The organism is Sphingomonas sp. So64.6b (assembly GCF_014171475.1).
GTDB lineage: Bacteria > Pseudomonadota > Alphaproteobacteria > Sphingomonadales > Sphingomonadaceae > Sphingomonas > Sphingomonas alpina_A.
In genome coordinates, this window is sequence record NZ_CP048817.1 from 534,390 (window position 1) to 558,283 (window position 23,894).

General features: G+C 62.9%; 26 protein-coding genes. 14 read left to right on the forward strand and 12 right to left on the reverse strand.

Annotation, left to right across the window (positions count from 1 at the left end; all coding sequences use genetic code 11):
- Nucleotides 1–79: 79 nt before the first annotated feature.
- Nucleotides 80–1,300, reverse strand: a complete 1,221-nt coding sequence (locus G4G27_RS02475; RefSeq protein ID WP_183111791.1) for an MFS transporter — start codon at nucleotides 1,298–1,300, stop codon at nucleotides 80–82.
- Nucleotides 1,301–1,399: 99 nt separating this feature from the next.
- Between G4G27_RS02475 and G4G27_RS02480 the strand changes: the two genes are divergently transcribed.
- Nucleotides 1,400–2,170: a helix-turn-helix transcriptional regulator gene (locus G4G27_RS02480; protein WP_183111792.1), complete on the forward strand. Its 771-nt coding sequence runs from the start codon at nucleotides 1,400–1,402 to the stop codon at nucleotides 2,168–2,170.
- Between the two features lie 73 nt (nucleotides 2,171–2,243).
- On the opposite strand, the gene G4G27_RS02485 is transcribed toward G4G27_RS02480, so the two are convergent.
- Nucleotides 2,244–2,942: an SDR family NAD(P)-dependent oxidoreductase gene (locus tag G4G27_RS02485; protein ID WP_183111794.1), complete on the reverse strand. Its 699-nt coding sequence runs from the start codon at nucleotides 2,940–2,942 to the stop codon at nucleotides 2,244–2,246.
- A 68-nt stretch (nucleotides 2,943–3,010) separates the two neighbouring features.
- Between G4G27_RS02485 and G4G27_RS02490 the strand changes: the two genes are divergently transcribed.
- Complete coding sequence (locus G4G27_RS02490; protein ID WP_183111796.1) at nucleotides 3,011–3,454, forward strand: helix-turn-helix domain-containing protein; 444 nt, start codon at nucleotides 3,011–3,013, stop codon at nucleotides 3,452–3,454.
- A gap of 42 nt (nucleotides 3,455–3,496) precedes the next feature.
- Here the strand turns inward: G4G27_RS02490 and G4G27_RS02495 are convergent, their stop codons facing one another.
- Nucleotides 3,497–3,895: an EVE domain-containing protein gene (locus tag G4G27_RS02495; protein ID WP_183111798.1), complete on the reverse strand. Its 399-nt coding sequence runs from the start codon at nucleotides 3,893–3,895 to the stop codon at nucleotides 3,497–3,499.
- 178 nt (nucleotides 3,896–4,073) lie between these two features.
- Between G4G27_RS02495 and G4G27_RS02500 the strand changes: the two genes are divergently transcribed.
- Nucleotides 4,074–4,454: a hypothetical protein gene (locus G4G27_RS02500; RefSeq protein ID WP_183111800.1), complete on the forward strand. Its 381-nt coding sequence runs from the start codon at nucleotides 4,074–4,076 to the stop codon at nucleotides 4,452–4,454.
- A gap of 96 nt (nucleotides 4,455–4,550) precedes the next feature.
- Complete coding sequence (locus tag G4G27_RS02505) at nucleotides 4,551–4,823, forward strand: DUF3297 family protein (RefSeq protein ID WP_183111802.1); 273 nt, start codon at nucleotides 4,551–4,553, stop codon at nucleotides 4,821–4,823.
- A gap of 125 nt (nucleotides 4,824–4,948) precedes the next feature.
- On the opposite strand, the gene G4G27_RS02510 is transcribed toward G4G27_RS02505, so the two are convergent.
- Genes G4G27_RS02510 through G4G27_RS02520 form a run of 3 tightly spaced genes read right to left on the reverse strand, consistent with a single transcriptional unit; the run spans nucleotide 4,949 to nucleotide 7,665 of the window.
- Nucleotides 4,949–5,701: an isocitrate lyase/phosphoenolpyruvate mutase family protein gene (locus tag G4G27_RS02510; RefSeq protein ID WP_183111804.1), complete on the reverse strand. Its 753-nt coding sequence runs from the start codon at nucleotides 5,699–5,701 to the stop codon at nucleotides 4,949–4,951.
- Between the two features lie 36 nt (nucleotides 5,702–5,737).
- Nucleotides 5,738–6,538: a LytTR family DNA-binding domain-containing protein gene (locus tag G4G27_RS02515; RefSeq protein WP_183111806.1), complete on the reverse strand. Its 801-nt coding sequence runs from the start codon at nucleotides 6,536–6,538 to the stop codon at nucleotides 5,738–5,740.
- The gene (locus G4G27_RS02520) at nucleotides 6,535–7,665 is read right to left on the reverse strand and encodes a histidine kinase (RefSeq protein ID WP_183111808.1); all 1,131 of its coding nucleotides are present in this window, start codon (nucleotides 7,663–7,665) and stop codon (nucleotides 6,535–6,537) included. The genes G4G27_RS02515 and G4G27_RS02520 overlap by 4 nt, the downstream gene beginning before the upstream one ends.
- A gap of 111 nt (nucleotides 7,666–7,776) precedes the next feature.
- Between G4G27_RS02520 and G4G27_RS02525 the strand changes: the two genes are divergently transcribed.
- On the forward strand, nucleotides 7,777–8,367 hold the full coding sequence (locus G4G27_RS02525; RefSeq protein ID WP_183111810.1) for an HD domain-containing protein: 591 nt from the start codon (nucleotides 7,777–7,779) through the stop codon (nucleotides 8,365–8,367).
- Here the strand turns inward: G4G27_RS02525 and G4G27_RS02530 are convergent.
- Together G4G27_RS02530 and G4G27_RS02535 are read right to left on the reverse strand one after the other, a co-directional pair.
- Nucleotides 8,364–9,104, reverse strand: a complete 741-nt coding sequence (locus G4G27_RS02530; protein ID WP_183111812.1) for an alpha/beta hydrolase — start codon at nucleotides 9,102–9,104, stop codon at nucleotides 8,364–8,366. The genes G4G27_RS02525 and G4G27_RS02530 overlap by 4 nt on opposite strands.
- Nucleotides 9,101–9,775 carry a TIGR02117 family protein gene (locus G4G27_RS02535; protein WP_244624518.1) on the reverse strand — a complete coding sequence of 225 codons (675 nt, stop codon included), beginning with the start codon at nucleotides 9,773–9,775 and terminating at the stop codon, nucleotides 9,101–9,103. The genes G4G27_RS02530 and G4G27_RS02535 overlap by 4 nt, the downstream gene beginning before the upstream one ends.
- Before the next feature lie 45 nt (nucleotides 9,776–9,820).
- Between G4G27_RS02535 and phhA the strand changes: the two genes are divergently transcribed.
- Nucleotides 9,821–10,693, forward strand: a complete 873-nt coding sequence (gene phhA / locus G4G27_RS02540) for a phenylalanine 4-monooxygenase (protein WP_183111814.1) — start codon at nucleotides 9,821–9,823, stop codon at nucleotides 10,691–10,693.
- Between the two features lie 8 nt (nucleotides 10,694–10,701).
- Nucleotides 10,702–11,136, forward strand: coding sequence for a RidA family protein (locus tag G4G27_RS02545; RefSeq protein ID WP_183111816.1), 435 nt, complete (start codon nucleotides 10,702–10,704; stop codon nucleotides 11,134–11,136).
- 333 nt (nucleotides 11,137–11,469) lie between these two features.
- Here G4G27_RS02545 and G4G27_RS02550 read toward each other — a convergent pair whose 3' ends face one another.
- From G4G27_RS02550 to G4G27_RS02565, 4 genes are all read right to left on the reverse strand, one after another.
- Nucleotides 11,470–12,444, reverse strand: coding sequence for a 50S ribosomal protein L11 methyltransferase (locus G4G27_RS02550; RefSeq protein WP_183111818.1), 975 nt, complete (start codon nucleotides 12,442–12,444; stop codon nucleotides 11,470–11,472).
- Complete coding sequence (locus tag G4G27_RS02555) at nucleotides 12,434–13,135, reverse strand: SDR family oxidoreductase (RefSeq protein ID WP_183111820.1); 702 nt, start codon at nucleotides 13,133–13,135, stop codon at nucleotides 12,434–12,436. The genes G4G27_RS02550 and G4G27_RS02555 overlap by 11 nt, the downstream gene beginning before the upstream one ends.
- A 63-nt stretch (nucleotides 13,136–13,198) precedes the next feature.
- Entirely contained in the window at nucleotides 13,199–14,569 is a 1,371-nt protein-coding gene (locus tag G4G27_RS02560) for a methyl-accepting chemotaxis protein (protein ID WP_183111822.1), read from the reverse strand.
- 20 nt (nucleotides 14,570–14,589) lie between these two features.
- Nucleotides 14,590–15,933 (reverse strand): methyl-accepting chemotaxis protein, encoded by a 1,344-nt coding sequence (locus G4G27_RS02565; protein WP_183113565.1) that lies wholly within the window; start codon nucleotides 15,931–15,933, stop codon nucleotides 14,590–14,592.
- Nucleotides 15,934–16,305: 372 nt separating this feature from the next.
- On the opposite strand from G4G27_RS02565, the gene sdhC reads away from it, so the two are divergent.
- The 7 genes from sdhC to creD all read left to right on the forward strand — a co-directional run bounded on the left by sdhC (nucleotide 16,306) and on the right by creD (nucleotide 23,890).
- Nucleotides 16,306–16,647, forward strand: coding sequence for a succinate dehydrogenase, cytochrome b556 subunit (sdhC, locus tag G4G27_RS02570; RefSeq protein ID WP_244624750.1), 342 nt, complete (start codon nucleotides 16,306–16,308; stop codon nucleotides 16,645–16,647).
- A gap of 1 nt (nucleotide 16,648) precedes the next feature.
- Nucleotides 16,649–17,035 carry a succinate dehydrogenase, hydrophobic membrane anchor protein gene (gene sdhD / locus G4G27_RS02575; RefSeq protein ID WP_183111826.1) on the forward strand — a complete coding sequence of 129 codons (387 nt, stop codon included), beginning with the start codon at nucleotides 16,649–16,651 and terminating at the stop codon, nucleotides 17,033–17,035.
- Nucleotides 17,035–18,849, forward strand: a complete 1,815-nt coding sequence (gene sdhA, locus G4G27_RS02580; RefSeq protein ID WP_183111828.1) for a succinate dehydrogenase flavoprotein subunit — start codon at nucleotides 17,035–17,037, stop codon at nucleotides 18,847–18,849. Before sdhD ends, sdhA begins: the two co-directional genes overlap by 1 nt.
- A gap of 168 nt (nucleotides 18,850–19,017) precedes the next feature.
- Nucleotides 19,018–19,893 (forward strand): glycoside hydrolase, encoded by an 876-nt coding sequence (locus G4G27_RS02585; protein WP_244624519.1) that lies wholly within the window; start codon nucleotides 19,018–19,020, stop codon nucleotides 19,891–19,893.
- 42 nt (nucleotides 19,894–19,935) lie between these two features.
- Nucleotides 19,936–20,499: an ATP-dependent Clp protease proteolytic subunit gene (locus G4G27_RS02590; RefSeq protein WP_183111830.1), complete on the forward strand. Its 564-nt coding sequence runs from the start codon at nucleotides 19,936–19,938 to the stop codon at nucleotides 20,497–20,499.
- Between the two features lie 61 nt (nucleotides 20,500–20,560).
- Nucleotides 20,561–22,387, forward strand: coding sequence for a DUF885 domain-containing protein (locus tag G4G27_RS02595; RefSeq protein ID WP_183111831.1), 1,827 nt, complete (start codon nucleotides 20,561–20,563; stop codon nucleotides 22,385–22,387).
- Nucleotides 22,388–22,492: 105 nt separating this feature from the next.
- Nucleotides 22,493–23,890: a cell envelope integrity protein CreD gene (gene creD / locus G4G27_RS02600; RefSeq protein ID WP_183111832.1), complete on the forward strand. Its 1,398-nt coding sequence runs from the start codon at nucleotides 22,493–22,495 to the stop codon at nucleotides 23,888–23,890.
- Nucleotides 23,891–23,894: the final 4 nt, after the last annotated feature.

The following is a 23,894-nucleotide window of genomic DNA, read 5'->3' on the forward strand; positions in this document are numbered from 1 at the left end:
CCTTACAATTGGCGTCAACGATTGAAAATGCCGCATCGTTCGCCACCGGTCGTTAGGTGCCGTTTTGCCCGAAGCTGGGTTATGCCCTGCTGGCGCGCTTGGGATCGGGCAGGAAGACCGCCAGCAGCCCGATCGCCGGTAGGAACGCGCAGATGGCATAGACCATCTCGATGCCCGACCGGTCCGCGACCTCGCCCAGCACGGCCGCGCCGATCCCGCCCATGCCGAAGGAGAAACCGAAGAACAGGCCAGAGATCATGCCGATCTTTCCCGGCACCAGTTCCTGCGCGAAGACCACGATTGCGGGGAAGGCGGAGGCCAGGATCAAACCGATGATCATGGTCAGCGGCCCGGTCCAGAACAGGCTGGCATGCGGCAAGAGCAGCGTGAAAGGCAGCGCGCCAAGGATCGAGAACCAGATCACATATTTGCGCCCGAACCTGTCGCCGAGCGGTCCGCCAGCGATCGTGCCGATCGCGACCGAGCCGAGGAATGCGAACAGGTGCAACTGGGCGACCTCGACGGACACGCCGAAGCGGTGGATCAGATAGAAGGTAAAGTAGCTGGTGAGGCTCGCCAGATAGACATATTTCGAAAAGATCAGCGCCAGCAGGATGGCACTGCCGCCGAGCATTTTTCCGCGCGGCAAGGTCATGATGGCCTGTTGCCGCGCCGCGCCGCGCGAGAGGCGCGCAAGGCCATGATGCCGATACCATTGACCGACATTCCACAGGACCGCGCAGGACAGTAAAGCGAGCATCGCGAAAAAGGCCAGGCTCGACTGTCCCCAGCGCATCACCACGACCGCCGCCGCGAGCGGACCCAGTGCCGAACCGGCATTGCCGCCGACCTGGAACATCGACTGGGCCAGGCCATGCCGGCGGCCCGCCGCCATCCGCGCGACCCGTGACGATTCGGGATGAAACACCGATGAGCCCATGCCGAGCAGGGACGCGCCGACCAGCAGCAGCCAGTAGCTGTGTGCGATCGACAGGAGAAGCAGCCCGGAGAGCGAGAACAGCGTGCCGCCGGGCAAGGCAAGCGGGGTGGGGCGTTTGTCGGCGTAGAGCCCGACCAGGGGCTGCAGGATCGATCCGGTCAGCTGATAAACTAGCGTGACAAGGCCGATCTGGCTGAAGGAGAGAGCGAGTTCCGCTTTCAGACTGGGATAGATGGCCGGCAGCAACGACTGCATCATATCGTTGAGCAGGTGGCAGAAGCTGATCGCGACGATCACGCCGAACACCGTGGTGTCGGTGTCGGTATCGGTTTGCGGCGAGACAGCTGTGGTGGAGTTCATGAAGCGGATCCGTCAATCGAAAGCGCCATCGCTATAGGCGCTGCCAAATCGACCCGCATTCCTATATGGGTCTTTCATCTTTGCGAGTGGGACAGTGCGATGCCATGGTCCGATCCAGCCCTTGTCGAACATATCGACCGCCCGATCGTGGCGGTCGGCAATGAATATCCGCCGGCCTTCGAACTCGACTGGCATCAGCACCGCCGTGGCCAGTTGCTTTATGCTGCGCGCGGCGTGGTGGTGGTCAGCACGCCGCATGGGGCTTGGGTGGCACCGCCGGAGCGCGCGATCTGGACGCCTGGCGGATGCAGTCATGCCGTGCGGATGGTTGGCGCGGTGAGCACGCGCAGTGTGTTGATCGAACCGGATGCGCATGGCTCGCTCGGTGACAGGAACAAGGTGATCCAGGTCTCGCCGTTGCTGCGCAGCCTGTTGGAAGCCGCCGTCGACATCGTGCCGGAATATGATGTCGACGGACGGGACGGGATGGTCATGGCGTTGCTGCTCGCGGAACTGGCGCGCGCACCGACCGTCCCGCTTGCGGTACCCTTCCCGAAGACCGCGCAGATCGCCCGCAAATGCCAGATTTTCCTCGAATCCCCCACGCCGCACGACACGATCGACCTCTGGAGTACGGATCTCGGCATGGGGCGCCGGGCATTTACCCGGCTGTTTCGAAGGGAGACGGGCCTTAGCTTCGGCACGTGGCGGCAACAGGCGTGCCTGCTGATCGCGCTGCCCAGGCTGGCCGCCGGAGAGTCGGTAACCCGGATCGCGCTCGATCTTGGTTATGAAAGTCCTGCGGCCTTCACCACCATGTTCAAGCGGCTCATCGGCGTGGCGCCTAGCCATTATCGGCCATCGAGCTGAGCCGAATGGGCAAACGGCGAGGGCGGCGACCAATGACTGATCGCCGCCCCTGCCGTGTCTCGACTGAGCCCGCTTACGCTACCACAGCTTCGCGATAGCGCGGCGCCGGGGTGCCGTTATTGAACCCAGGCTGCATCGCGATGCGCGCCTCGTCATACGCGGCCCACAGCGTCCCGTCGGCCAGCGGCGGTATAGTCACCGCTTCGCGCCGGTCGAAGCCGACCAGTGCGGCATCCACCAGGTCGTCGACGCCCATCACCACTTCGGCTGGGAAGGTATCGATATCCTTGCCCGACCGCTCCCAGATTTCGGTGCGTGTCGCGGCAGGCAACACTGCCTGGACATAGACGCCCTTCGGCCCGAGTTGGACGCCGAGCCAGCGGCTGACCGTCAGCAAGTGCGCCTTGGTGCCGTTATACGCGCCCTCGAACCCCTCGCTGATAAGGCCCAGCACCGAGGCGATGTTGATGATCGCGCCCGTGCCGCGCGCGGCGAACGCCTTGCCCGCTGCCGCTGCCAGGCGGGTCGGGGCGGTGACGTTGACTGAGAGCAATTGCTCGATCTCATCGGTCGTGCTGTCGAGCAGGCTGCCGCGCAGACTCATGCCGGCATTGTTGACCAGCAGCGTGATCGACGCATCGTCAGCCAGCCGCTGTTCTACCGCGGCCAGATCGGCTTTGTCGGTCAGGTCGGCGCGCAGCACATCGACGGTCCGGCCGATACCCGATGACGCACCGGTGATCAGAGCGGTGCCCTTTGTATTGAAAGTCATTGTTTGTCTCCGGGCCCGGTCAATCCGGGTCGCTTGCATAATGATAGGAATGTCACTATCATTATGCAATGGACACTGAGAAATTAGCTTCTGGTACCTGCCCGGTGGCGCGCGGTCTTGGCCGGGTTGGTGATAGCTGGACGATGCTGATCCTGCGCGATGCGGGGCTTGGCCTGACCCGGTTCGACGAATTCCAGCGCAGTCTGGGCATCGCGCCGAACATTCTCACCCGCCGACTTGCCGCGCTGGTCAGTGACGGTCTGCTTGAACGCCGCCGCTATAGCGAGCGGCCCCCGCGTGACGAATATGTGCTGACCACATGCGGGCGGGACTATCTGCCGATCCTGCAGGCGCTCGGCGCATGGGGCAGGCGGTATTTCGGCGAAGGAAAGCTGTCGCAACTGGTCGAGGCGGAAAGCGGGCGGGCGATCGATCCTGTGGTTGTCGATCGGATCAGCGGCAAGCCGATTGAAGAAATCGACTTGCGCCTCGTTCTGCCGACAGGCGGCTGACGGTTTGAGCTGACGTCCGACAGCGGACCAGTCGTGCCGACCTCAGTCGCCCATCTTCACGATCACTGCCCATTCCGCTGCACGCACCGGGCTGACCGACAGCCGCGATTGCCGCAGCATTTCCATGCCGGCAAGCTTCGGTTCGGCCTTCATTGCCGCCAGCGTCACCGGCTTTGCCAATGGCTTGAGCGGCTTGACCGCGACCGAGACCCAGCGCGCCTCGTCGCCATCCTGTTGCGCGGTCCGCGTCACCTCGACCGTGCCGACCGCCGCCCTGTCCTTGCCTGAATGGTAGAACAGAGCGCGGTCGCCGACCGTCATTGCCTTCAGATGCAGCGCCGCGGCGGGGTTGCGCACGCCGGTCCATTCGGTCTGGCCTTCGGCGAGCAGATCATCCCAGCTGTAACTGTCGGGCTCGGACTTCAGCAGCCAATATGCCATTCGATCCTCCACTAGCATTTGGGCGCCCAGGAATTTGGGGGCCTTATGCCAAGCTAAACCCCCGCTTAACATGTCATTCCGGCTCGGTTCAGCCCGACTCGCATATTTGTTGAAACAAGCTGGCGTGTTGCCGCGTTTCGGCACCAGCGAATAGGTTTGTTGATCTGAGGAGGTCGATATGACGAATTTGATGAAGAAGGCCGTGCTCGGGGCGACACTCGCCGCAACGGCACTGACCGCTGCTGCGCCTGCTGATGCGCAACGTTACCGCCGCCACTATCATCGCGATAACGACGCCGGCGTCGCCGTCGTCGCCGGCATTGCCGGCCTCGCGATTGGTGCCGCCCTCGCATCGGACAGCCGCCGCGACCGCGAACGCTATTATGACGAACGCGGCTATGATTATAATTACGACGACGGTTATTACCGTCAGCGCGGTTATTATCCGAACGATGGTTATTACGCCTATCGCTACCGTGATCGCTATGCCCGCTGCCATGTCGAGCGGCGCTGGGATCCCTATTATCGCCAGCGTGTGCGGGTCCGGGTCTGCAACTGATCCGGTGCGGATGAGATTGACGGCGGCGCGGGTAACTCCCGCGCCGCTTTCATATGGGCTGGCATCCGGCTCGATTTTGCGTCAAAGCCCGCCGCCATGACCGACACTCCACCAGACCGCCTGTCCTCCAACCCACGCAGCCCGTTCTTCGACGAAGAGAAGCTGTCGCGCGGCATCGGCATCCGCTTCAAGGAGCGTGAGCGCCACGATGTCGAGGAATATTGCATCTCCGAAGGCTGGATTCGCGTCGCGCTCGGCAAGAAGGTCGACCGCAAGGGCAATCCACTGACGCTGAAATATAGCGGCCCGGTCGAGGCGTGGTTCGAGCGGCCTGCCGAGGGTGAGGCAGAGGAGACGCCTGAGGTTTGAGGTCGGCTTAGCCCCGCTTCTCACCGTTCGCCCTGAGCCTGTCGAAGGGCGCGAGCCACAAATCCGGCCGATGCAACGGGTGAGCAGGGCTTCGACAAGCTCAGCCCGAACGGTTTATTATTGCGTCAGCGCCAGGCGAACGCCGCCTGCGCATCCGCCTCGATCGCCTTCATCGCCGAGCGGTATGGCCCCGGACCATAGCTGATCCGCGAGACGCCGGCATTGGCCAGCACTGAGGTCGAGGGTACGCCGGGAAACGCCATGATGTTGACCGGCAGCTCGACCGCGCCGCACAGCTGCGCGATCAGCGCGGCATCGGTGAGGCCAGGCGCGAAGAAACCGCTCGCGCCCGCCGCAGCATAGGCCGTGGCGCGCTTGATCGCGACATCGACCATCGCCTTGTCGTGCGTATCCTGGCTTGCCTGCAGGAAGATGTCGGTCCGTGCGTTGATGAAGAAATCCGCGCCGGCCCCCGCGCGCGCGGCGGCGATTCGCTTGATCTGGACCGGGATCGAATGAAGCTTGTTCTTGCCGACGATCTGGTCTTCGAAATTGCACCCGGCGGCACCCGTCGCGGCGAGCCGTGCGACATTGGCCGCGACATCGTCGGGCTTGACCGCATAGCCGCCCTCGAAATCGATCGTCACCGGCAGCGACACCGCCCCGGCGATTCGCGCTGCGCTGGCCAGCACGTATTCGAGCGGGAGGGCTTCGCCATCGTCGAACCCTTGCGCGGCGGCAACCGACCAGCTGCCGGTCGCAATCGCCTTGGCACCGGCCCCTGCCACCGCACGCGCGCTGCCGACGTCCCATGCATTATACAGGATCAGCGGGTCGCCTGCGACGTGCAGTGCAGCAAAGGCCAGTGCTTTCGACATAAGGATGCGACCCCCCGAAATATGTTCTTTCGCGCCTTAGTGGACAAACCGCGCGACCACGTCGCGATAGCTGCGGCTCACCTTGACCTGCGCGCCCGACCCCAGCACCAGGAAGCACTCGCCGTTGGTGTGCGGCTTCACTTCCTTGACCAGATCGAGATTGACGATGGTCGAGCGGTGTACCCGCTGAAAGCGGCGCGGGTCGAGCCGCTTTTCCAGATCCTTCATCGTTTCGCGCAGGATCAGCGTATTGTCGCCGGTATAGATGCACATATAGTCGCCGGCGGCGTCGATCCGCTCGATCGTGTCGACATCGACGCGGAAGATCTGGCCGCGATCCTTGATGTTGATCAGCTTCTCGAACCGGTTCGACGATACCTGATCGCCGCCATCGCTCAGATTCTCGACCGAATCGGGCGCGACCTCGGCGAGCACTTCCTTCAGCCGATCGATCTCCTCGACACCGCGCTTCTCGGTCAGGCGCTGGCGCACCCGGTCGAGCGTATCGGCCAGCCGGCTCTCTTCGACCGGCTTCATCAGATAGTCGACCGCCTGGGCTTCGAACGCCTTCAGGGCATGGTCCGAATAGGCGGTGACGAACACGAACAGCGGCGGCTCGACCTCCATCAGGCCCTGCACGACCGAAAAGCCGTCGAACCCGGGCATCTGGATGTCGAGAAACACCAGGTCGGGCTTGTGCGTCTTGATCGCGCGGATCGCCTCGCGGCCATTCTGGCATTTGTCGATGATCTCGACATCTTCATGCGCCTGCAGTCGAAGCTCCAGCCCCTGAATCGCCAGGGGTTCGTCGTCGACCAATATCGTTCTAATCGTCATGCAACCTCTCTAACCGGCTCATCGAGCTGGAACGGAATCTCGATCTCGACCTCGAACCCGCCACTGGGCAGGGATCGGGTGTCGAAACGATGGTCGGGGCCATAGGCTTGCGCCAACCTTTCCCTGATATTGGCAAGGCCGACCCCAGTTGAAAGGGATGGACGTGCTTTCATTTCATTCAAGCCCGGTCCGGTGTCGGATACGGCGATCTGCACCCGATCCCCGGCGAGCCGCGCAACCACGGCGATTTCGGCGCCTTCTTCCTTCGGCGTGACCGCATATTTGATCGCGTTTTCGACCAGCGGCTGAAGCAGCAAAGACGGCAGGCGTGCCATGGCGACGCGCGGATCGACCTCGAAGCTCGGACGCAGCCGGTCCTCGAAGCGCATCTTCTCGATCTCGAGATAGAGTTTCAGCGTCTCGACCTCCTGCGCGATCGTGACATGAGCGGTCGGTTCGTTGGCGAGCGTGTAGCGCAGGAAGGACGACAGCCGGCTGAGCATCGCATTGGCGCGCTCGGTTTGTTTGAGCAGCACCAGGGTCGAGATCGAATTGAGCGTGTTGAACAGGAAATGCGGGTTCAACTGATAACGCAACATCGCCAATTGCGCCGACGATGCGGTGTTCTCGAGCGCCGCCAGCTGGTCGATCTGCTCCTCGACGATCAGGTAGAAATTGATCCCGAAATAAAGCGCCGACCAGCCCGCCAGCACGGTGAAGTTGAGAAATATGGTACCCAGCACCAGGTTCAGATTGAGCCCCGGGTTGGCCAGTTTGATGAATGAGAAGGAAAATGCGTCGAGCACCGAATAGAGGATTGTCGCGATCGCCAGCGTGATGATGGTCAGCAGGATCGCGCTGATCCGCGGCAGCCCGCGATAATAGCCGTACAGCGTCGAGAGCAGCAGGGTGATGCAATAACCGACGATCGATTCGATGATCACCGGGATGATCACGTCGAGCGACGGACCGTTCGAAATGCTCGAGACGCTGCGCAGGATGAGGTAGCCGGTCCAGCCCGCCGCCTGCAGCGTCCAGAAGGCGCGGCTCTTCTCCTCGAAGAAGGGCCGCGAGAAGATGTCGGGCTTGGTCAGCGCCGGGATCGCCGGGATGGGGAGGGCAGGCATCGGCCACGTCTTACAGTGACTGGGATGCCAGTGCAAAATTGTGTACGCTAAGACCGTACAGTTCGTTTGCCGCCTGCGCGGCTGAGAAGCGAGCGAAGACGGAGAGATGCCATGAACGCACCGCACGACCGGGCCCAGTTCACCGCCATGACCGAGGGTACGCAAGCGGACTGGACCCTAATCGGCAGCCATTTTAGTGAATTCTCGAAGGCATTACCGACGCGTGTTCTCACTCACCTGAAATTGCTCGACGGCGATTATGGGGGGTTCCCGGTCGATCGCCTTGAGCATTCGCTGCAGACCGCGACCCGTGCGCATCGCGATGGCCGTGATGAGGCCTATGTCGTTATGGCGCTGCTCCATGACATTGGCGATACGCTCGGTTCGTTCAATCATCCCGAGATCGGCGCAGCGATGCTCCGCCCGTTCGTGTCGGAAGAGGTGCACTGGATCGCCAACACCCATGGCGTGTTCCAGGGCTATTATTTCTTCCATTATATCGGTGGCGACCGCGATATGCGCGAACAGTATCGCGGCCATCCGCATTTCGAGGCCTGCGCTGAATTCTGCGAGAAATATGATCAGGCCGCGTTCGACCCGAATTATGACAGCGCGCCGCTCGATTTCTTCGAGCCGATGGTCGGCCGAGTGATGTCGCGCCCGATCAACAGCATCTACGCCAAGGTGGGCGAGGCGGCTTAGCCGCGCCCCGTCGCGCCGCCCAAAATATCCGCGATCAGCCGCAGCACCTCCGGTCTTAGCTGCACGCCCATATGGCTCGCGCGGATTTCGACATTGCAGCACTGCGGGTCGTCATCCACGTGGCAGATCATGCCGTTGACCAGCCCGTCGCTGCGACTCCAGATCGCGGTCGACGGAACGGGCAGCGGGCGCACCACCTCGGCCGCCTGTTGCGTCACGCGCTCGCTATCGACCTTGTCCCCGCTCAGCAGTTCGAACGCGCGCCAGACATTGGTCGCGCGGGGCGATCCGGCGAACGGCGAACTGACCGTGATCACCTCACGCACCAAATCGGGCAAGCGATGCGCCGCGAATCGCGCCATGATTCCGCCGAGACTGACGCCGATCAACGTCACCGGCACGCCCGTTTCGGCATGCAATGCGCGGATGCGGTCGAGTAGCTTTTCGCCATCGTTGCCGACCGCACGACGGCCGATGTTGCGGCCCAATCCCCAACCTTCGGCGCGGTAACCGAGCCGTTCGAGATAGCGCCGCATGACGAAGTTCGAGCGGTCGGAATTAACCAGGCCAGGCAAGAGCAGCACTGGCCGCCCATCGCCTTTGGGCGCCGCATCGAGCATTTTGCGCGCGCCGAGCAGCGATACGACGGCCCAGGCCGCGCGCGGCAATTCCGCCGCCCAGAGCAGCTTGGATGGCGGAGCATGGTCGCTCCCCGGCGCACTCCCCCGGACACTCATCGCGCGAACCAGCCAAGCACATTGACCGGGAACGGCGTCCAGCCGCCGATCCGCACACCGGCATGGCGCAGCGCATCGCCGGTCCAGGCGTTGCAGGTCTCGATCGCACTATATTGGCCGTGCGCATCGTAAAAGGCGTCGTAACTGCCATAGCCGTACTGGTGCACGGTGCGGCCGTTCTCGACCCGGAAGCTCGCCCGCACGAACGCGGCCAGCTTGCGATATTCCTCCGGGCGCAGCATTATTTCGCGGACATCCGGCCTTGACCGAGGCATGGCGACATGCTCGACATGCATCAGCGTCCGGTCGCTGCCGATCGCCGCACCGAGGATCGTCTGAAGCTTCACATCGGCCCAGGTCTGGGTCTCGAGATAAAAGGCCCGCTCGCCCCAGCCGATCGCGACATAGGGATGTGCAGCGAAGCGCGGGTCGGCGATATCGCCGGCCCGGGCCAGGTCGCTCCAGTCAAGCCCCTCGGCGACCACCGGCATGACCAGCCCGGTATGGATGCCGTTGCTCTCGACGAAAATCCGTACACCCGTCTCCGGCGCACGCCAGCCGCTATTGGTCGGTAGCGCGCCGCCGACCATCCCCGCCGCGCCATAGCTTGTGGCCAATGTGGCGAATCCCAGCACCGACAAACTGACGATCTTCTTCCAGCGTGCTGACATCGCACTCCATTTCCTGCCGCGTTCGCGCTGTGATATGCCATTTGCATGACAGAGGATACGCATGTGCTCGACGCTCCGCCCGAGGGCGCGGCGGACGATTGGACGATAGCGCAGGACTGGTCGCACTATTCCGCGCAAGAACATGCGACCTGGGACATATTGTTCGAACGGCAGGCCAAATTGCTGCCCGGACGGGCGTCGAATGCCTATCTGCGCGGGCTCGACGTGCTCAAATTGTCCAAGCCCGGCATTCCCGATTTCGAGGAGCTGTCGGAGCGACTGATGGAACTGACCGGATGGCAGGTGGTCGCGGTGCCCGGTCTGGTGCCGGACGAGGTGTTTTTCGACCATATGGCCAACCGTCGGTTCGTTGCGGGCAATTTCATCCGTCGGCCGGATCAGCTCGACTATCTGCAGGAACCCGACGTGTTTCATGATGTGTTCGGCCACGTGCCGATGCTCGCGGATCCGGTGTTCGCCGACTATCTCGCAGCTTATGGCCGGGGTGGGCAGCGCGCGCTCGGGCTTGACGCGCTTAAATATCTCGGGCGGCTTTATTGGTACACGGTCGAGTTCGGCCTGATCGCCGAGCCCGAGGGTCTGCGCATCTATGGCTCGGGCATAGTGTCGAGTTTTGCCGAAAGCCGCTTCGCGCTCGACGATCCGAGCCCCAACCGGATCGCCTTCGATCTCGCGCGGGTGATGCGCACCGAATACCGGATCGACGATTTCCAGCAAAATTATTTCGTCATTCCGAGTTTCGACGAACTGCTCCGCCTCACCGTCGAAACCGACTTCGCGCCGCTTTACGAGTCGCTGAAGATGTTACCGGATATTCCGGTCGCGGCGCTCGATCCGACCGATATCGTGCTCACCCGGGGCACGCAGGTTTACGCTAACGCAAAGGCGGCAGTATGAAGAAAATCATGGCACTGGCCTGTGTGCTGGCGTCGCCGCCGGCGGCATCGGCGCAGGAAATTTCCAACCCGTCGACCGTCGCGCCGCCGATCGGACGCTATTCGCATCTGGCGGTAGTGCCGGCAGGGTCCGACATGCTCTATGTGGCCGGCCAGATCGGTAACGCGCCGGACGGGAGCATCGCCGCAGATGCGGAGGCGCAATATGAGCGCGCATTGCGCAATATCGTGGCGATCCTTGCGAGCCAGGGCGCAAGCCCGCACAATATCGTCAAGCTGACCGCCTATCTGGTCAAGCCGCTCGATTATGAACGCTCGTCGGCGATCCGCAAGGCAGTGCTTGGCGATGCGGTGCCGCCATCGACATTGGTGTATGTCGTGCGCCTTGCCCGGCCTGAATTGCTGGTCGAGGTCGATGCCATCGCGGTAAAGCCTAAAAGCTAAACCATCGAGTGTTGCATGTGCAGGAGGCCGGCCATGCGCGCGACTTTTAGCGCTCGTAGCGCTTTGGCAATCCTGTTCCGACAATAGGAAAGAGCGAGCCGGTATGAGTCCGGCAACGGATGACCTGCCCGACCCTGTGCCTTAGTTGAATCGCCGCTGGTGATGGGACTGTGGAGAACCGCGGCGGGAGATATGGGACACCGGATGTGTCTTATCTTTGCCGCCATATCGGTGAGAGGTTGGCATATAAGTCTTTATATATCAAATACTTAATTTGAAACAGGCGAGCGTGGGTAGCATGGGCTCCTCCCCGGCACGGGGAGGGTTTTTATTCTACCAATTGCCGAATCCCGGCGTTTCGCCCGCGCCGCCGGGTCCGAGCCGGGTCACGCGATCATGGCCGTGGCGTACGCGCTTGCGCAGGCGAAGTGCCGGCCAGTCGCCGGTGTCGATCCGGCCCGCAAGCCTTAGCCCCTGCCGGCGATAGGCGCGCAGCACGGCATCGGCCTGGTTGTTGAGCAAGCCCGCGAGAACCAGCGTGCCGCCCTCCGCCAGAGCCATGCCGATGCTCGGGGCGAGCGCGATCAGCGGGCCGGCCAGGATATTGGCTACGATCAGGTCATAGGGTGCGCGGCCGATCAGCAATGGATGTTCGAGCCCCGGCGCGACGGCGAGCGCGAGTTGGCGAGGACCGTTTCCGAGTACTATTCCATTGAGCTCGGCATTCTCCGCCGTCACATCGATCGACGCCGCGTCGATATCCGACGCGGTGGCATAAGCGCCGGGCCACAGATGCATCGCGGCGAAGGCGAGCAATCCGGTGCCGGTGCCGATATCGACCAGGTTGCGCGCGCGTTCGCCCCGCACGCGCATCGCATCGAGCGTCAACAGGCAGCCAGTGGTCGTCTCGTGCTGGCCGGTACCGAAGGCGCGGCTCGCTTCGATGCGGAAGGCACGTGCGCCGGCCGGAATAGCGCCCTTGTTGGCGTCGGTGTGGACGTAGAAGCGGCCGGCATGAACCGGCTCGATCCCCGACTGGCTGAGCGTGATCCAATCGGCATCGGGCACGCGCTCGGCGGTCGCCTTGGCCTTGGTCGAACTAGGCGCCAGCGCACGCACCGCGGCGATTGCGGCCTTGTCCGGCTTGCCCTCGAAATAAGCGTCCAGCCGCCAGCGCAGCGGGTCGTCCGTGACCTCCTCGCTGGTCATCAGCACCGGTGCCGGATCGATACCGAGGTCGTCCGCCGCGTCGATCGCTTCGGCTTCCGCGCGCGTGCAAGGCAGAGTGAGCTTCCAGCTATCGGACATAACTTGCTCCGTTTACGTCGATCACCGACCCGGTCATCGACGCTGGCGCCTCGAGCGCAAGGAACTTTGCCGCTATGGCGACTTCCGCTGGCTCGGCGACGCGGCCGAGCGGGATATCGGCGAGCAATTTATCGCCGCCCCGGCTCGACAGATAATCGTCGGCCATTCCGGTCATGGTGAAGCCGGGGCAGATCGCGAAGGCCAGGATGCCCTGCGCCGCGTAACCCCGCGCGATCGACTTGGTCATCGCGACCATGCCGGCCTTGGAAGCGGCATAGTGCCAATGTTCGGGCGAATCGCCGCGATAGGCGGCGCGGCTCGCGATATTGACGATCCGGCCGCTACTAGCGCGCTCCCGCCAGTGAAGGACGGCGAGGCGGCACAGTTCGGCGGATGCGGTCAGGTTGATGCGCATCGTGCGCTCCCAGTCCGTCACCCATTCGGCTTGCGGACGGTCGATCGGGTTCGCTTCGAAGATGCCGGCATTGTTGATCAGCACATCGATCCGACCATCGAGCTGTTCGAGCGCGGTATCCCACAGGGTTTGCGGACCCGTCGTATCGGCGAAATCGGCGGAAATGCCGCTGGCCGTGCCATGGCCCACGAGCCGGACGTCACCGCTATCGAGTGCGCTGGCGATAGCCGCGCCGATGCCCCGACTGCTGCCGGTGAGGAGGATATGGGTGGTCATGGGGAGCGCTCTACGCTTGGCGGGCCAGCGCAACAACTCCCTCTCCCGCAGGCGGGAGAGGGCTTAGGCTGCGACGCTGGCCGAGAAGCCGTCGGCTGCGCTGCGTAGCATCATCAGCCGTTCGTTGACCTCGTCGAAATCGCGCTCGAGCGTGTCGATCTCGCTCGCGACATTTTCGGTGTCCTCGCGGATCATGGCGATGGTGTTGGACATCGAATCCGCAGCGAGTGCGGTTTCGTCGACCGCAGCGGTGATCGCGGTCACGGTCTGCGCCTGGGCTTCCATCGCGAAACGGATGCGGTTGGCGCTTTCCTGCACCTCGGCAACGGTCGCCTTGATCGATGCGTTGGTGTCGACGGTCGAGCGGGTGGCCGACTGGATTGCGGCGATCTTGGCGGCGATGTCGTCGGTCGCGCGCGCGGTCTGGTTGGCGAGGCTCTTCACTTCCTGCGCGACCACCGCGAAGCCACGACCGGCATCGCCGGCGCGCGCCGCTTCGATCGTCGCGTTGAGCGCGAGCAGGTTGGTCTGGCCGGCAATGTCGCGGATCAGGCCGAGGATCGATTCGATCGACTTGGCGTGATCGGACAGCGTTTCCGACATGCCGACCGCATCACCGGCCTGGCCCGACGCGCGCGTCGCAATATCGGTCGCCGCCTCGACTTCGGTACGGGCATCTTCGATCGCCCGGATCAGGCCGGCGGCGGTGTGTGCCGCCTCGCGCATCGCGACCGCCGATTGCTCGGCTGCAGCGGCGACTTCGGATGTCTTGCCGAGCATGCCGCGCGCCGATGACGAGGCGCCTTTGGCCTGGACGCGGATCCGCGTGCCGAGTGTCGCCGTGCCTTCGATCGACTGGCCGATGCTTTCGCTGAACTGAGTCGATCGGGCGCGGCGTTCGTCGCGCGCGCGCTCGGCATCGCAGCTGCCCAGATAAGTGGTCATGACATCGGCCTCGACCAGCGCGAGGCGCTGGATGATGTCCGCCAGGTGTTGCGCCCGCCCGGTGTCGCCATTGAGCCGCTCGGCAATGATCTTGAGCGTCTGGCTATGCGCAAAACTCAGCGACGAGAGCAAAGCGGGAAGCGGCACACTGGCTTCGTAGGATTCGCTCGCATGGCCGAAAGCGAGGGTCATCCACTGGTCGCCGAACGGATCGGCATATTTGATCTTGGTGTAGCGTGTGCTGCGCGCGATACGTTTCGCGAGCAATTCGTTGCTCATCAACGGCTTGATATGCGCCGTCGATGGCAATGACATGTAATGATTCCAGAAGGCACGGGCGATCGCTTCCTCCGACCCTTCGATCAGGGTGGATATCTCAGCGCTGGCCGCGGCGATCGCACGGTCCCAGTCATAATCGCCGACGCGTTCTGCGGCGCTGCGCGCGCCGCCGCTCCAGCTACCTAACGTGCTGTTATTTGCTTGTGCCAAAAGGTCGTCCTCTCAATTGCTCACGCAGCGACTTTGGCGAAGAACTCGCCCGCGCTGTTCTTGAGCGTACCCAGTCTTGCTTCGAGCGAATCGAAGCCTTTGCCGACGCGATCAATATCCGATGCAACGGTTTCGGTGTCCTCCCGGATCGCGGCGATGGTGTTGGACATCGAATCCGCGGCGAGCGCGGTTTCGTCGACCGCAGCGGTGATCGCGGTCACGGTCTGCGCCTGGGCTTCCATCGCGAAACGGATGCGGTTGGCGCTTTCCTGCACCTCGGCAACGGTCGCCTTGATCGATGCGTTGGTGTCGACGGTCGAGCGGGTGGCCGACTGGATTGCGGCGATCTTGGCGGCGATGTCGTCGGTCGCGCGCGCGGTCTGGTTGGCGAGGCTCTTCACTTCCTGCGCGACCACCGCGAAGCCACGACCGGCATCGCCGGCGCGCGCCGCTTCGATCGTCGCGTTGAGCGCGAGCAGGTTGGTCTGGCCGGCAATGTCGCGGATCAGGCCGAGGATCGATTCGATCGACTTGGCGTGATCGGACAGCGTTTCCGACATGCCGACCGCGGTGCTTGCCTGAGTCGAAGCGCGGGTGGCGATCTCGCGTGCCGCCTCGACTTCGGTACGGGCATCTTCGATCGCCCGGATCAGGCCGGCGGCGGTGTGTGCCGCCTCGCGCATCGCGACCGCCGATTGCTCGGCTGCAGCGGCGACTTCGGACGTCTTTCCAAGCATGCCGCGCGCGGAATTGGAGGTGCTGAGCGATTGGCCGCGCAATACGCCCGATTCCTGCGTCGCGCTCTCGACCATCTGCGCGATCCCTTCGCGGAATTCGGTCGCAAGCCGATCGCGGCCGAGCTGAGCGCTATGCTCGCGATAGGCGTTGTAGATCGCGACGGTGATCTCGCCCTCCAGCGCTGAAAGACGCATTAGCGTGTCGATCAGGATCGGTAGCTTCACATCGGCATGATCGACTTTTTTCGTCAGGATATTGAGCGCGGCGCGGTCGCTGGCGTTGATCATGGACAGCAGGGCGAGCGGCGATACGTCGTTGGTATAGGCGGCGGCGACCGATCGCTCGACCGATTCGACCCAGCCGCGCGCATTGGTCTGGAGGAAGCGGTTCTTCAGAAAGGTGCAACCGACCTCGATCATCTTGTCGGTTTCTTGCGGTGCCCAGATCCGTTCATCGGCGAAGCAGCGCAGCCATTGCTGCCAATAAGCCTCTGATACCGTACGGATATCGGGTTCGAGCACGGCCCAGGCCTCGCGGCTCGCGCTGGCCAGCGATCCGTCGAAATCGAACACGCGCAGGCGCGCGGTCAAATCGATTTTTGCGGCGATCGTGCCGGGGGCGGGCAGGTCGTTGGCGTCCAAGAGCGAAAACTCCGTTTATGCGACCCGGTATGGTCCCGTGGTTGTTGGCCAAGCGCTAACCGGATTTGGTTAAGGGGCGGTTAGGGCGCCTTCTTGAAGAGTCGAGGCGGTGCCAGCCCGCTCCCCCTCTCGGCCACCCATTCAGGATACGCTGTGGGTGGCCGGGAGGGGGAGCGGGCTGGCGCCGCCAAAATGCGCCCTCAGCGCATTTTCAAACAGCTGTTCTCGTCTTGCATCGCGGCACATGGCGACTAATAGGTCGGGCACCGCCTGACGAAGGACCAGCCCTTGGCCACCAAACCGCCTATTGCCCGCCCGCTCAGCCCCCATATGTGGCATGTGCGCTGGCCGATCACGATGACCGTCTCGATCATCCATCGGATCACCGGCAGCGGTATGGCGACCGTCGGCACCGCCGCGTTCGTGTGGTGGCTTGCCGCGCTTGCCGGCGGCAAGGAGAGCTACGCGACCTTCATGCATGTCTTTACCGGTCTGTGGGGCGGTGCGATCGGCTATGTCGTCGGCATCGGGCTGACGCTGTCCTTCTTCCAGCATATGGCGACCGGTATCCGCCATTTCGTGCTCGATACCGGCGCTGGTTACGAGCTGAAGACCAACAGGATGGGCGCATGGCTGACCTTGGCCGCCTCGCTCACGCTGACCATCGTCTTCTGGCTCTATCTCCTGGGGGGCAAATAAGATGGGCAACGGCACCAATCTCGGCCGCGTGCGCGGCCTGGGCAGCGCACAGGAAGGCGCGCATCACTGGTGGCACCAGCGGCTGACCGCCGGCGCCAATCTGTTCCTGACCTTGTGGTTCATGATCGCGATCGCGCAGCTGCCGGCTTATGACTACGCCACGGTTCGTGGCTGGATGTCGTCGGCTTGGGTCGCGGTCCCGCTGATCCTGCTCGTCGCCTCGGTCTTCTATCATTTCCGGCTCGGCCTGCAGGTCGTGATCGAGGATTATCAGCATGACGAAAGCCGTATCGTGCTGATGATCGCGCTCAATTTCTTCACCGTAGCGACCGCTGCCGTCGCCATCTTCTCGATCCTCCGGATCGCCTTCACCGGGACGCCCGCATAATGCCCCCCATTTCTGGCCCAGCGTACAAGATCATCGACCACACCTATGATGCCGTGGTCGTGGGCGCCGGTGGTTCGGGCTTGCGCGCGACGATGGGCATCGCCGAAGCGGGGTTGAAGACCGCATGCATTACAAAGGTCTTCCCGACCCGCTCGCATACCGTCGCAGCGCAGGGCGGCATCGCCGCATCGCTCGGCAATATGGGACCGGATCACTGGACCTGGCACATGTTCGACACGGTCAAGGGCTCGGACTGGCTCGGCGACCAGGACGCGATCGAATATATGGTGCGTGAAGCACCTGCCGCGGTTTACGAACTCGAACATGCCGGCGTGCCGTTCAGCCGTACCGATGAGGGCAAAATCTATCAGCGCCCGTTCGGCGGCATGATGCAGAATATGGGCGAAGGCCCTCCCGCGCAGCGTACCTGTGCCGCCGCTGACCGCACCGGCCATGCCATGCTCCATGCGCTCTATCAGCAGAGCCTGAAGTACGACGCCGATTTCTACATCGAATATTTCGCGCTCGACCTGATTATGGAAAACGGCGTGTGCCGAGGCGTGATCGCCTTGTGCATGGACGACGGGTCGATCCATCGTTTCCGCGCGCATTCCGTGGTGCTCGCGACGGGTGGCTATGGCCGCACCTATTTCTCGGCGACCTCGGCGCATACCTGCACCGGCGATGGGGGCGGCATGGTGCTGCGCGCCGGGTTGCCGCTGCAGGATATGGAATTCGTCCAGTTCCACCCGACCGGCATTTATGGTGCCGGCGTGCTGATCACCGAGGGCGCACGCGGCGAGGGTGGTTACCTGACCAATAGCGAAGGCGAGCGCTTCATGGAGCGCTATGCCCCGTCGGCCAAGGATCTCGCGTCGCGCGACGTCGTGTCACGCTCGATGGCGATGGAAATGCGTGAAGGACGCGGCGTCGGCAAGGAGAAGGATCATATCTATCTCCATCTCGACCATATCGATCCCAAGGTGCTGCACGAACGGCTGCCCGGCATCACCGAAACCGGCAAGATCTTCGCCGGCGTCGACCTGACGCGCCAGCCGCTGCCGGTCACGCCGACGGTGCATTACAATATGGGCGGCATCCCGACCAATTATCATGGTGAAGTCGTCCAGTTGAAGGACGGCAATCCCGATACCGTCGTCCCCGGCCTGTTCGCGGTCGGTGAGGCAGCGTGCGTATCGGTGCATGGCGCGAACCGGCTCGGCTCCAACTCGCTGATCGATCTCGTGGTATTCGGCCGCGCGACGGGCCTGCGCCTCAAGGAAACGCTGAAACCCGGCACCAGCCATGCCCCGCTGCCCAAGGGTTCGGAAGAGCTGGCGCTTGGCCGCCTCGATCATTTCCGCAACGCGTCGGGCGGATCGCCGACCGCCGAGGTACGGCTCGAAATGCAGCGCACGATGCAGAAGCATTGCGCGGTGTTCCGCGACAATGCGCTGCTCAGCGAGGGTGTCGACCTGATCGGCAAGACCTATCAGCGCATGACCGATATCGACGTGAAGGATCGCTCGCTGATCTGGAACACCGATCTGGTCGAGACGCTCGAGCTCGACAATCTCATCGCGCAGGCAGTGGTGACGATGGAGTCCGCCGCCAACCGCAAGGAAAGCCGCGGCGCGCACGTCAACGAGGATTTCCCCGACCGCGACGATGTGAACTGGATGAAGCACAGCACCGTGACGTTCGAAGGCTGGGGCGGCACGGGCGGCACGACCACACTCGGCCTGCGCCCGGTGCACGATTACACGCTCACTGACGACATTGAGTATATCAAGCCGAAGAAGCGGGTTTATTGAGGACCGTATGGCGATCGACTGGTGCGCTCGCGTTAGATGGATAGTGATCGCGATACCGTGTTACTCTGTACCTCAGAAGTGAAACGGTTGCTCGCGCTCTTCTTTGTCACGTGGTGGCGGCCCGATCCGCGCGCCGTCAGGTCATGATGATGGCGGAAGGGCGGCCCGATGTTCCGGCCTGACATGATCGCTGCCTTGCTTTTGCTGACCACGGTATCCGGGGCCGCACCTCCGCCGATCGGCAAGCCCCCTGCGGCACTGCGCCTCGATCCATTCTACAAACGCTATCTCGACGCGGACGGCATTCCGATCCTGTCGTCGGCCAAGGTGTCCGACGAGGCGTTGCGCAAGGCCCGCGATATCGTCCTGGCGATGCTCGCTGCACGGCCGGACCTGAACCGCGCGCTGATCGCGCGGGGCCAGCGCGTGGCGATTATGGCCGCCGATGAGGGCACGGTCGATATTCCCGAACAGCGCGACTGGAAAAAACCGGTACGCGGCGACCCGCGACTGACTTTTTGTGAAGCCAAGCATTATGACGACCGCATCGGCAGCATGACCGACCGCGATTACTGGAACAGTCGGGCGCGCGGCATGGCCGGAGTCCTGACCACCGGCACGGTCGAGAACCTGCTCGGTTGGAAGAGCTCGCGTTATTATGGCGAGAACATCTTCGTCCATGAATTTTCGCACAACATCCTCGATGCGATCCACACCGCCGATCCGGCACTCTATGCGCGGGTCGAGCAGGCTTACGCCGCGGCGTTGAAGCAGGGTTTGTGGAAGGGCGAATATACCGCAGTCAATATCGACGAATATTGGGCGGAGGGCACACAATTCTGGTTCAATTCGAACAAGGTAGCGACGTTCGGCGGACGGGTCGTGCTGTCGGATGAAGACCTTGCCGCCTACGATCCCGCGCTGCACGCTGTGCTGGCGGCGGCCTATGGTACGAACCATCATCTGAGCGCGGACAGCTTCTATCTTTCGGCCGCCCGGGTTCCGCCAGGACCGCTGCCAGCTTATACCGCAGAGGTATGCTGAGCGCGGGCGGGAACACTTATTGCTCCGGCTTGTTCGGCCCACATGCGTAACGACACCAAATATCCGCTGCTGGCCAAGCCGCACATCCGCCTGTCCGGTCCGGTCGATCAGTTCATGTACCAAAGCTTCCGTCAGCAACTCGAGGCCTGTCCGGAAGACGGCGCGCTGGTCATCGCCCTGACGACGCTCGGCGGCGACCCGGAGGTCGCCCGCACCATGGCCGACGATATCCGCCTGCTCGAGGATCATGACGGGCGCGAAATCCTGTTCCTCGGCAAGGTTGCGGTCTATTCGGCGGGCGCGACCTTCATGGCCGCGTTTCCGGTCGATCGCCGCTTCCTGACGCGCCACACCCGGCTGATGATCCATGAACGCACGATCTCGAAGACGATCAACCTCAACGGGCCGCTGCGCATGGTCGTCGCATCGATCAAGGCGGCGCTGCATGAAGTCGAACATTCGATCCTGATCGAGGAAGAAGGCTTTCGCGATATCGTCAAGAACAGCCGTGTCGAGTTCGAGGATCTGCGCGAAAAGGCGCCGTCGAACTGGTATATCGAAGCGGAAGAGGCACGTGAGCTGGGACTGGTGCTCGATGTGATCTGACGCTTGTCGCAGGCGATTTAGCGCCATAAGACAGTGCATCAATCGATCCGAGGAAACAGCCTTGCGTTTCAAACTGCTGACCGCCGTCCTGCTTTGCGCCACCGCCGCCACACCGGCCTTTTCGCAGGCGCTGCCGCCACCCACGCCGATCGCCGGCGACAGCGCGGAGGACGCGAAGCTCAAGCAGCTTTTCTATGACAGCGACGAAGCATCGCTGAAGCGCAACCCGATCTCGGGCATCTTTCGTGGCGACCTGCGCTATGCGGATCGCTTCGGCGACTATCTGTCCGACGCTTATCTCGCCGGCGAACGCAATGCGGCCGAAGCCGATCTCCGTGCGCTCGACAAGATCGATCGCGGCAAGCTGACTCATGTCGATCAGATCGCTTATGATGTGTTCCGCAATTCGACCCAGATCGGCCTGCGCGGCCTGAGCCCGGAGATCGTTGCACTGACCATCGTCCGGCCGATCGACCATTTCAGCGGCTTCCAGACATTCTATCCCGATTTCGTGTCGGGGCAGGGCGGTGCGCCGTTCAAGACGGTGACGGATTACGACAACAACCTGAAGCGCGGCGTCGAATATGCCGCGTTGCTCGATGCGGCGATCGTGCGTTTTCGCCAGGGCATGAAGACCGGCGTGGTGCAGCCCAAGCTGACCGTGCGCAACATGATCGAACAGTTTGACAATATCCTCGCACAGGGCGTCGATACGTCGGCATTCTATGGCCCGGTCAAGACCTTCCCGGCGGGCATTCCCGCGGCGGATCAGACGCGGCTGCGCGCCGCCTATACGGCGCAGATCCGCGACGTGCTGTTGCCGGCGCACAAGCGGATGCGCGATTTTCTCGCCAATACCTATCTCGCCGCGGCACGCGACAGCGTCGGCCTGTCCGGCATGCCCGGTGGCGACAAGCTCTATGCCTATCTGATCGAATCGAACACGACCCTGCCGCTCAAGGCCGAGGACGTACACCAGCTCGGCTTGTCCGAAGTTGCGCGCATCCTGAAGGCAATGGAGGTGCAGAAAGCGGCGGTCGGCTTCAAGGGCAGTCTGCCCGAATTCTTCACCTTCCTGCGCACCGACCCGCAATTCGCGCCCAAATCGGCCGAGCAATTGCGCGATGGTTATCGTGCGATCGGCAAGCGCATCGAGGCACGGATCGGCGAGCAATTCTCGCTTCTGCCCAAGACTCCGCTCGAGATCCGTCCGGTTCCGGCATATAAGGAAAAGACCGAGGCGGGCGGCTCCTATCAGGGCGGCACGCCGGATGGGACGCGGCCCGGCGTCTTCTATTACAACACGTACGACCTTCCCTCGCGCTACATGTGGGAGATGGAGACGCTCTATCTGCATGAGGCGGAGCCGGGGCATCATTTCCAGATCAGCCTGGCGCAGGAGAATGCCGCGCTGCCCGCCTTTATGCGCTTTGGCGGCAATACCGCTTATGCCGAAGGCTGGGGCCTGTATGCGGAGACGCTGTGGTCCGAACTGGGCATGGAGACCGACCCGTATCAGCGCATGGGCGGGTTGAACGACGAGATGCTCCGCGCGATGCGGCTGGTCGTCGATACCGGCATTCATGCCAAGGGTTGGACCCGCGAACAGGCGATCGACTATATGCTCGCCAACTCGCCGATGGCGCGGACCGATGCGACCGCCGAGGTCGAACGCTATATCGCCATTCCGGGGCAGGCGCTGGCCTACAAGATCGGCCAGCTGACGATCAGCCGCACGAAGGCGAAGGCCAAGGCTGCGCTTGGCGGCAAGTTCGATCCGCGTGCGTTCCATGCGCAAATACTCGACACCGGCGCGCTGCCGATGCCGGTGCTGGAAAAGAAGATCGACGCCTGGATCGCGGCATCCGGTGGGGCAAAGGCGCCGTAACGCGGGGCCGCCTGCACCGTTTCTGCACGAAGCTTTCACCCGATCAACTTTGGTCAGCGACCAAGACGCATCCTATCGCGGACCCTCTAACAGAGGGAGTTGATCATGTCGGATTATGTCGCCGCCGAACGTCCGCCGGGACGCAAGCTGCTGTTCGCGATCCTGATTGGGGCGCTGCTGGCGGTCCCGCTCTTTGCGATCTATCTGCTGGTCTATGATCGGCAGTCGCAATCGGAGACCGCGCGGTCGTCGATCGCCGAGGGATGGGGCGGGCCGCAGACCATCGCTGGGCCGGTGCTGATCATTCCCTATAGCGAGCAGGTCAGCGAGACCGTCAACGAAGCCGGCAAGCAGGTCGTCCGTACCAACACGGTGTGGCGCGAACTGACCGTTTCGCCGAGTGTCGCGGACATCAAGTCGGATCTCAAACCCGAGCGGCGGCATCGTTCGATCTACGACGCGGTGGTCTATGAGGCGCACAACACGGGTACCGCGAAGTTCGCGCTGCCCGCCGATCTGAAGCGCTTCGGTGTCACGATCGAACAGCTCGCGCTGGATCGGGCGGAGTTGCGTTTCGGTCTGCGCGACGCGCGCGGACTGTTCGGACCGCCGCCCTCGGTCACAATCGAGGGGCGCCGCCTGCCGCTTCAGCCTGGCAACGGACCCGCTGAAACCGAAGGATCGGGTTTCTTTACCTGGCTCGACGCGGCCGCTTTGCGCGAACGGCCGATCGCAGTCAGTTTCGATTATGCCTTTCGCGGCAATGGCTGGCTCGCACTGCAGCCGCAGGCCGGCGACACGCGCTGGACGGTCAGTTCGAAATGGCCGCATCCAAGCTTTACCGGTGGCTTCCTGCCAACCACGCACAAAGTCGATGATAGCGGATTTTCCGCCACCTGGCGTGTCGGCAATCTCGCGCTCGGCAGCGCGCTCGTCGCCGGGGACCTGAGGGCAAAAGCCGTGGAAAAGCCGTACGAGCGTAGAACGGCTGCACAGCTTCAGGCGGCCGGGGATTATGAAGCGCGAGTCGACCTGGTCACACCGGTGGATCTCTACAGTCAGGTCAATCGTAGCGTGAAATATGGCTTCTTATTCATAGGCTTCACCTTTATCGCTTTCCTGATGTTCGATGTGATCGGCGGCGTGCGCGTCACCGCGGTCGAATATCTGCTGGTTGGCGCGGGGCTGGTGCTGTTCTTCATCATGCTGCTCGCCTTTGCCGAAGTGATCGGCTTCTCGCTTGCCTATATCCTGGCGGCGAGTGCGATCATCAGCCTGCTCACCGCCTATTCCTCGGCGGTGCTCGGCAGCTGGCGGCGCGGCGCCATGATCGCCGGGCTGCTCACCGCGCTATACGGCGTGCTGTACATCCTGCTCAGCCTGGAGGCTTATTCGTTGCTGATCGGTTCGTTGCTGCTCTTCGCTGCGCTGGCGGCGGTGATGTATCTTACGCGCGGACTGGATTGGAGCAGTGCGCGGCGCCTGATCGACCAAGCTCCCTAAAGAA

What these genes read in the sequence shown, in the direction of transcription:
- G4G27_RS02475 (WP_183111791.1), bottom strand. Translation starts at nt 1,300, where the DNA reads ATGAACTCCACCACAGCTGTCTCGCCGCAAACCGATACCGACACCGAC.
- G4G27_RS02480 (WP_183111792.1), top strand. Translation starts at nt 1,400, where the DNA reads ATGCCATGGTCCGATCCAGCCCTTGTCGAACATATCGACCGCCCGATC.
- G4G27_RS02485 (WP_183111794.1), bottom strand. Translation starts at nt 2,942, where the DNA reads ATGACTTTCAATACAAAGGGCACCGCTCTGATCACCGGTGCGTCATCG.
- G4G27_RS02490 (WP_183111796.1), top strand. Translation starts at nt 3,011, where the DNA reads ATGGACACTGAGAAATTAGCTTCTGGTACCTGCCCGGTGGCGCGCGGT.
- G4G27_RS02495 (WP_183111798.1), bottom strand. Translation starts at nt 3,895, where the DNA reads ATGGCATATTGGCTGCTGAAGTCCGAGCCCGACAGTTACAGCTGGGAT.
- G4G27_RS02500 (WP_183111800.1), top strand. Translation starts at nt 4,074, where the DNA reads ATGACGAATTTGATGAAGAAGGCCGTGCTCGGGGCGACACTCGCCGCA.
- G4G27_RS02505 (WP_183111802.1), top strand. Translation starts at nt 4,551, where the DNA reads ATGACCGACACTCCACCAGACCGCCTGTCCTCCAACCCACGCAGCCCG.
- G4G27_RS02510 (WP_183111804.1), bottom strand. Translation starts at nt 5,701, where the DNA reads ATGTCGAAAGCACTGGCCTTTGCTGCACTGCACGTCGCAGGCGACCCG.
- G4G27_RS02515 (WP_183111806.1), bottom strand. Translation starts at nt 6,538, where the DNA reads ATGACGATTAGAACGATATTGGTCGACGACGAACCCCTGGCGATTCAG.
- G4G27_RS02520 (WP_183111808.1), bottom strand. Translation starts at nt 7,665, where the DNA reads ATGCCTGCCCTCCCCATCCCGGCGATCCCGGCGCTGACCAAGCCCGAC.
- G4G27_RS02525 (WP_183111810.1), top strand. Translation starts at nt 7,777, where the DNA reads ATGAACGCACCGCACGACCGGGCCCAGTTCACCGCCATGACCGAGGGT.
- G4G27_RS02530 (WP_183111812.1), bottom strand. Translation starts at nt 9,104, where the DNA reads ATGAGTGTCCGGGGGAGTGCGCCGGGGAGCGACCATGCTCCGCCATCC.
- G4G27_RS02535 (WP_244624518.1), bottom strand. Translation starts at nt 9,775, where the DNA reads ATGTCAGCACGCTGGAAGAAGATCGTCAGTTTGTCGGTGCTGGGATTC.
- phhA (WP_183111814.1), top strand. Translation starts at nt 9,821, where the DNA reads ATGACAGAGGATACGCATGTGCTCGACGCTCCGCCCGAGGGCGCGGCG.
- G4G27_RS02545 (WP_183111816.1), top strand. Translation starts at nt 10,702, where the DNA reads ATGGCACTGGCCTGTGTGCTGGCGTCGCCGCCGGCGGCATCGGCGCAG.
- G4G27_RS02550 (WP_183111818.1), bottom strand. Translation starts at nt 12,444, where the DNA reads ATGTCCGATAGCTGGAAGCTCACTCTGCCTTGCACGCGCGCGGAAGCC.
- G4G27_RS02555 (WP_183111820.1), bottom strand. Translation starts at nt 13,135, where the DNA reads ATGACCACCCATATCCTCCTCACCGGCAGCAGTCGGGGCATCGGCGCG.
- sdhC (WP_244624750.1), top strand. Translation starts at nt 16,306, where the DNA reads ATGACCGTCTCGATCATCCATCGGATCACCGGCAGCGGTATGGCGACC.
- sdhD (WP_183111826.1), top strand. Translation starts at nt 16,649, where the DNA reads ATGGGCAACGGCACCAATCTCGGCCGCGTGCGCGGCCTGGGCAGCGCA.
- sdhA (WP_183111828.1), top strand. Translation starts at nt 17,035, where the DNA reads ATGCCCCCCATTTCTGGCCCAGCGTACAAGATCATCGACCACACCTAT.
- G4G27_RS02585 (WP_244624519.1), top strand. Translation starts at nt 19,018, where the DNA reads ATGTTCCGGCCTGACATGATCGCTGCCTTGCTTTTGCTGACCACGGTA.
- G4G27_RS02590 (WP_183111830.1), top strand. Translation starts at nt 19,936, where the DNA reads ATGCGTAACGACACCAAATATCCGCTGCTGGCCAAGCCGCACATCCGC.
- creD (WP_183111832.1), top strand. Translation starts at nt 22,493, where the DNA reads ATGTCGGATTATGTCGCCGCCGAACGTCCGCCGGGACGCAAGCTGCTG.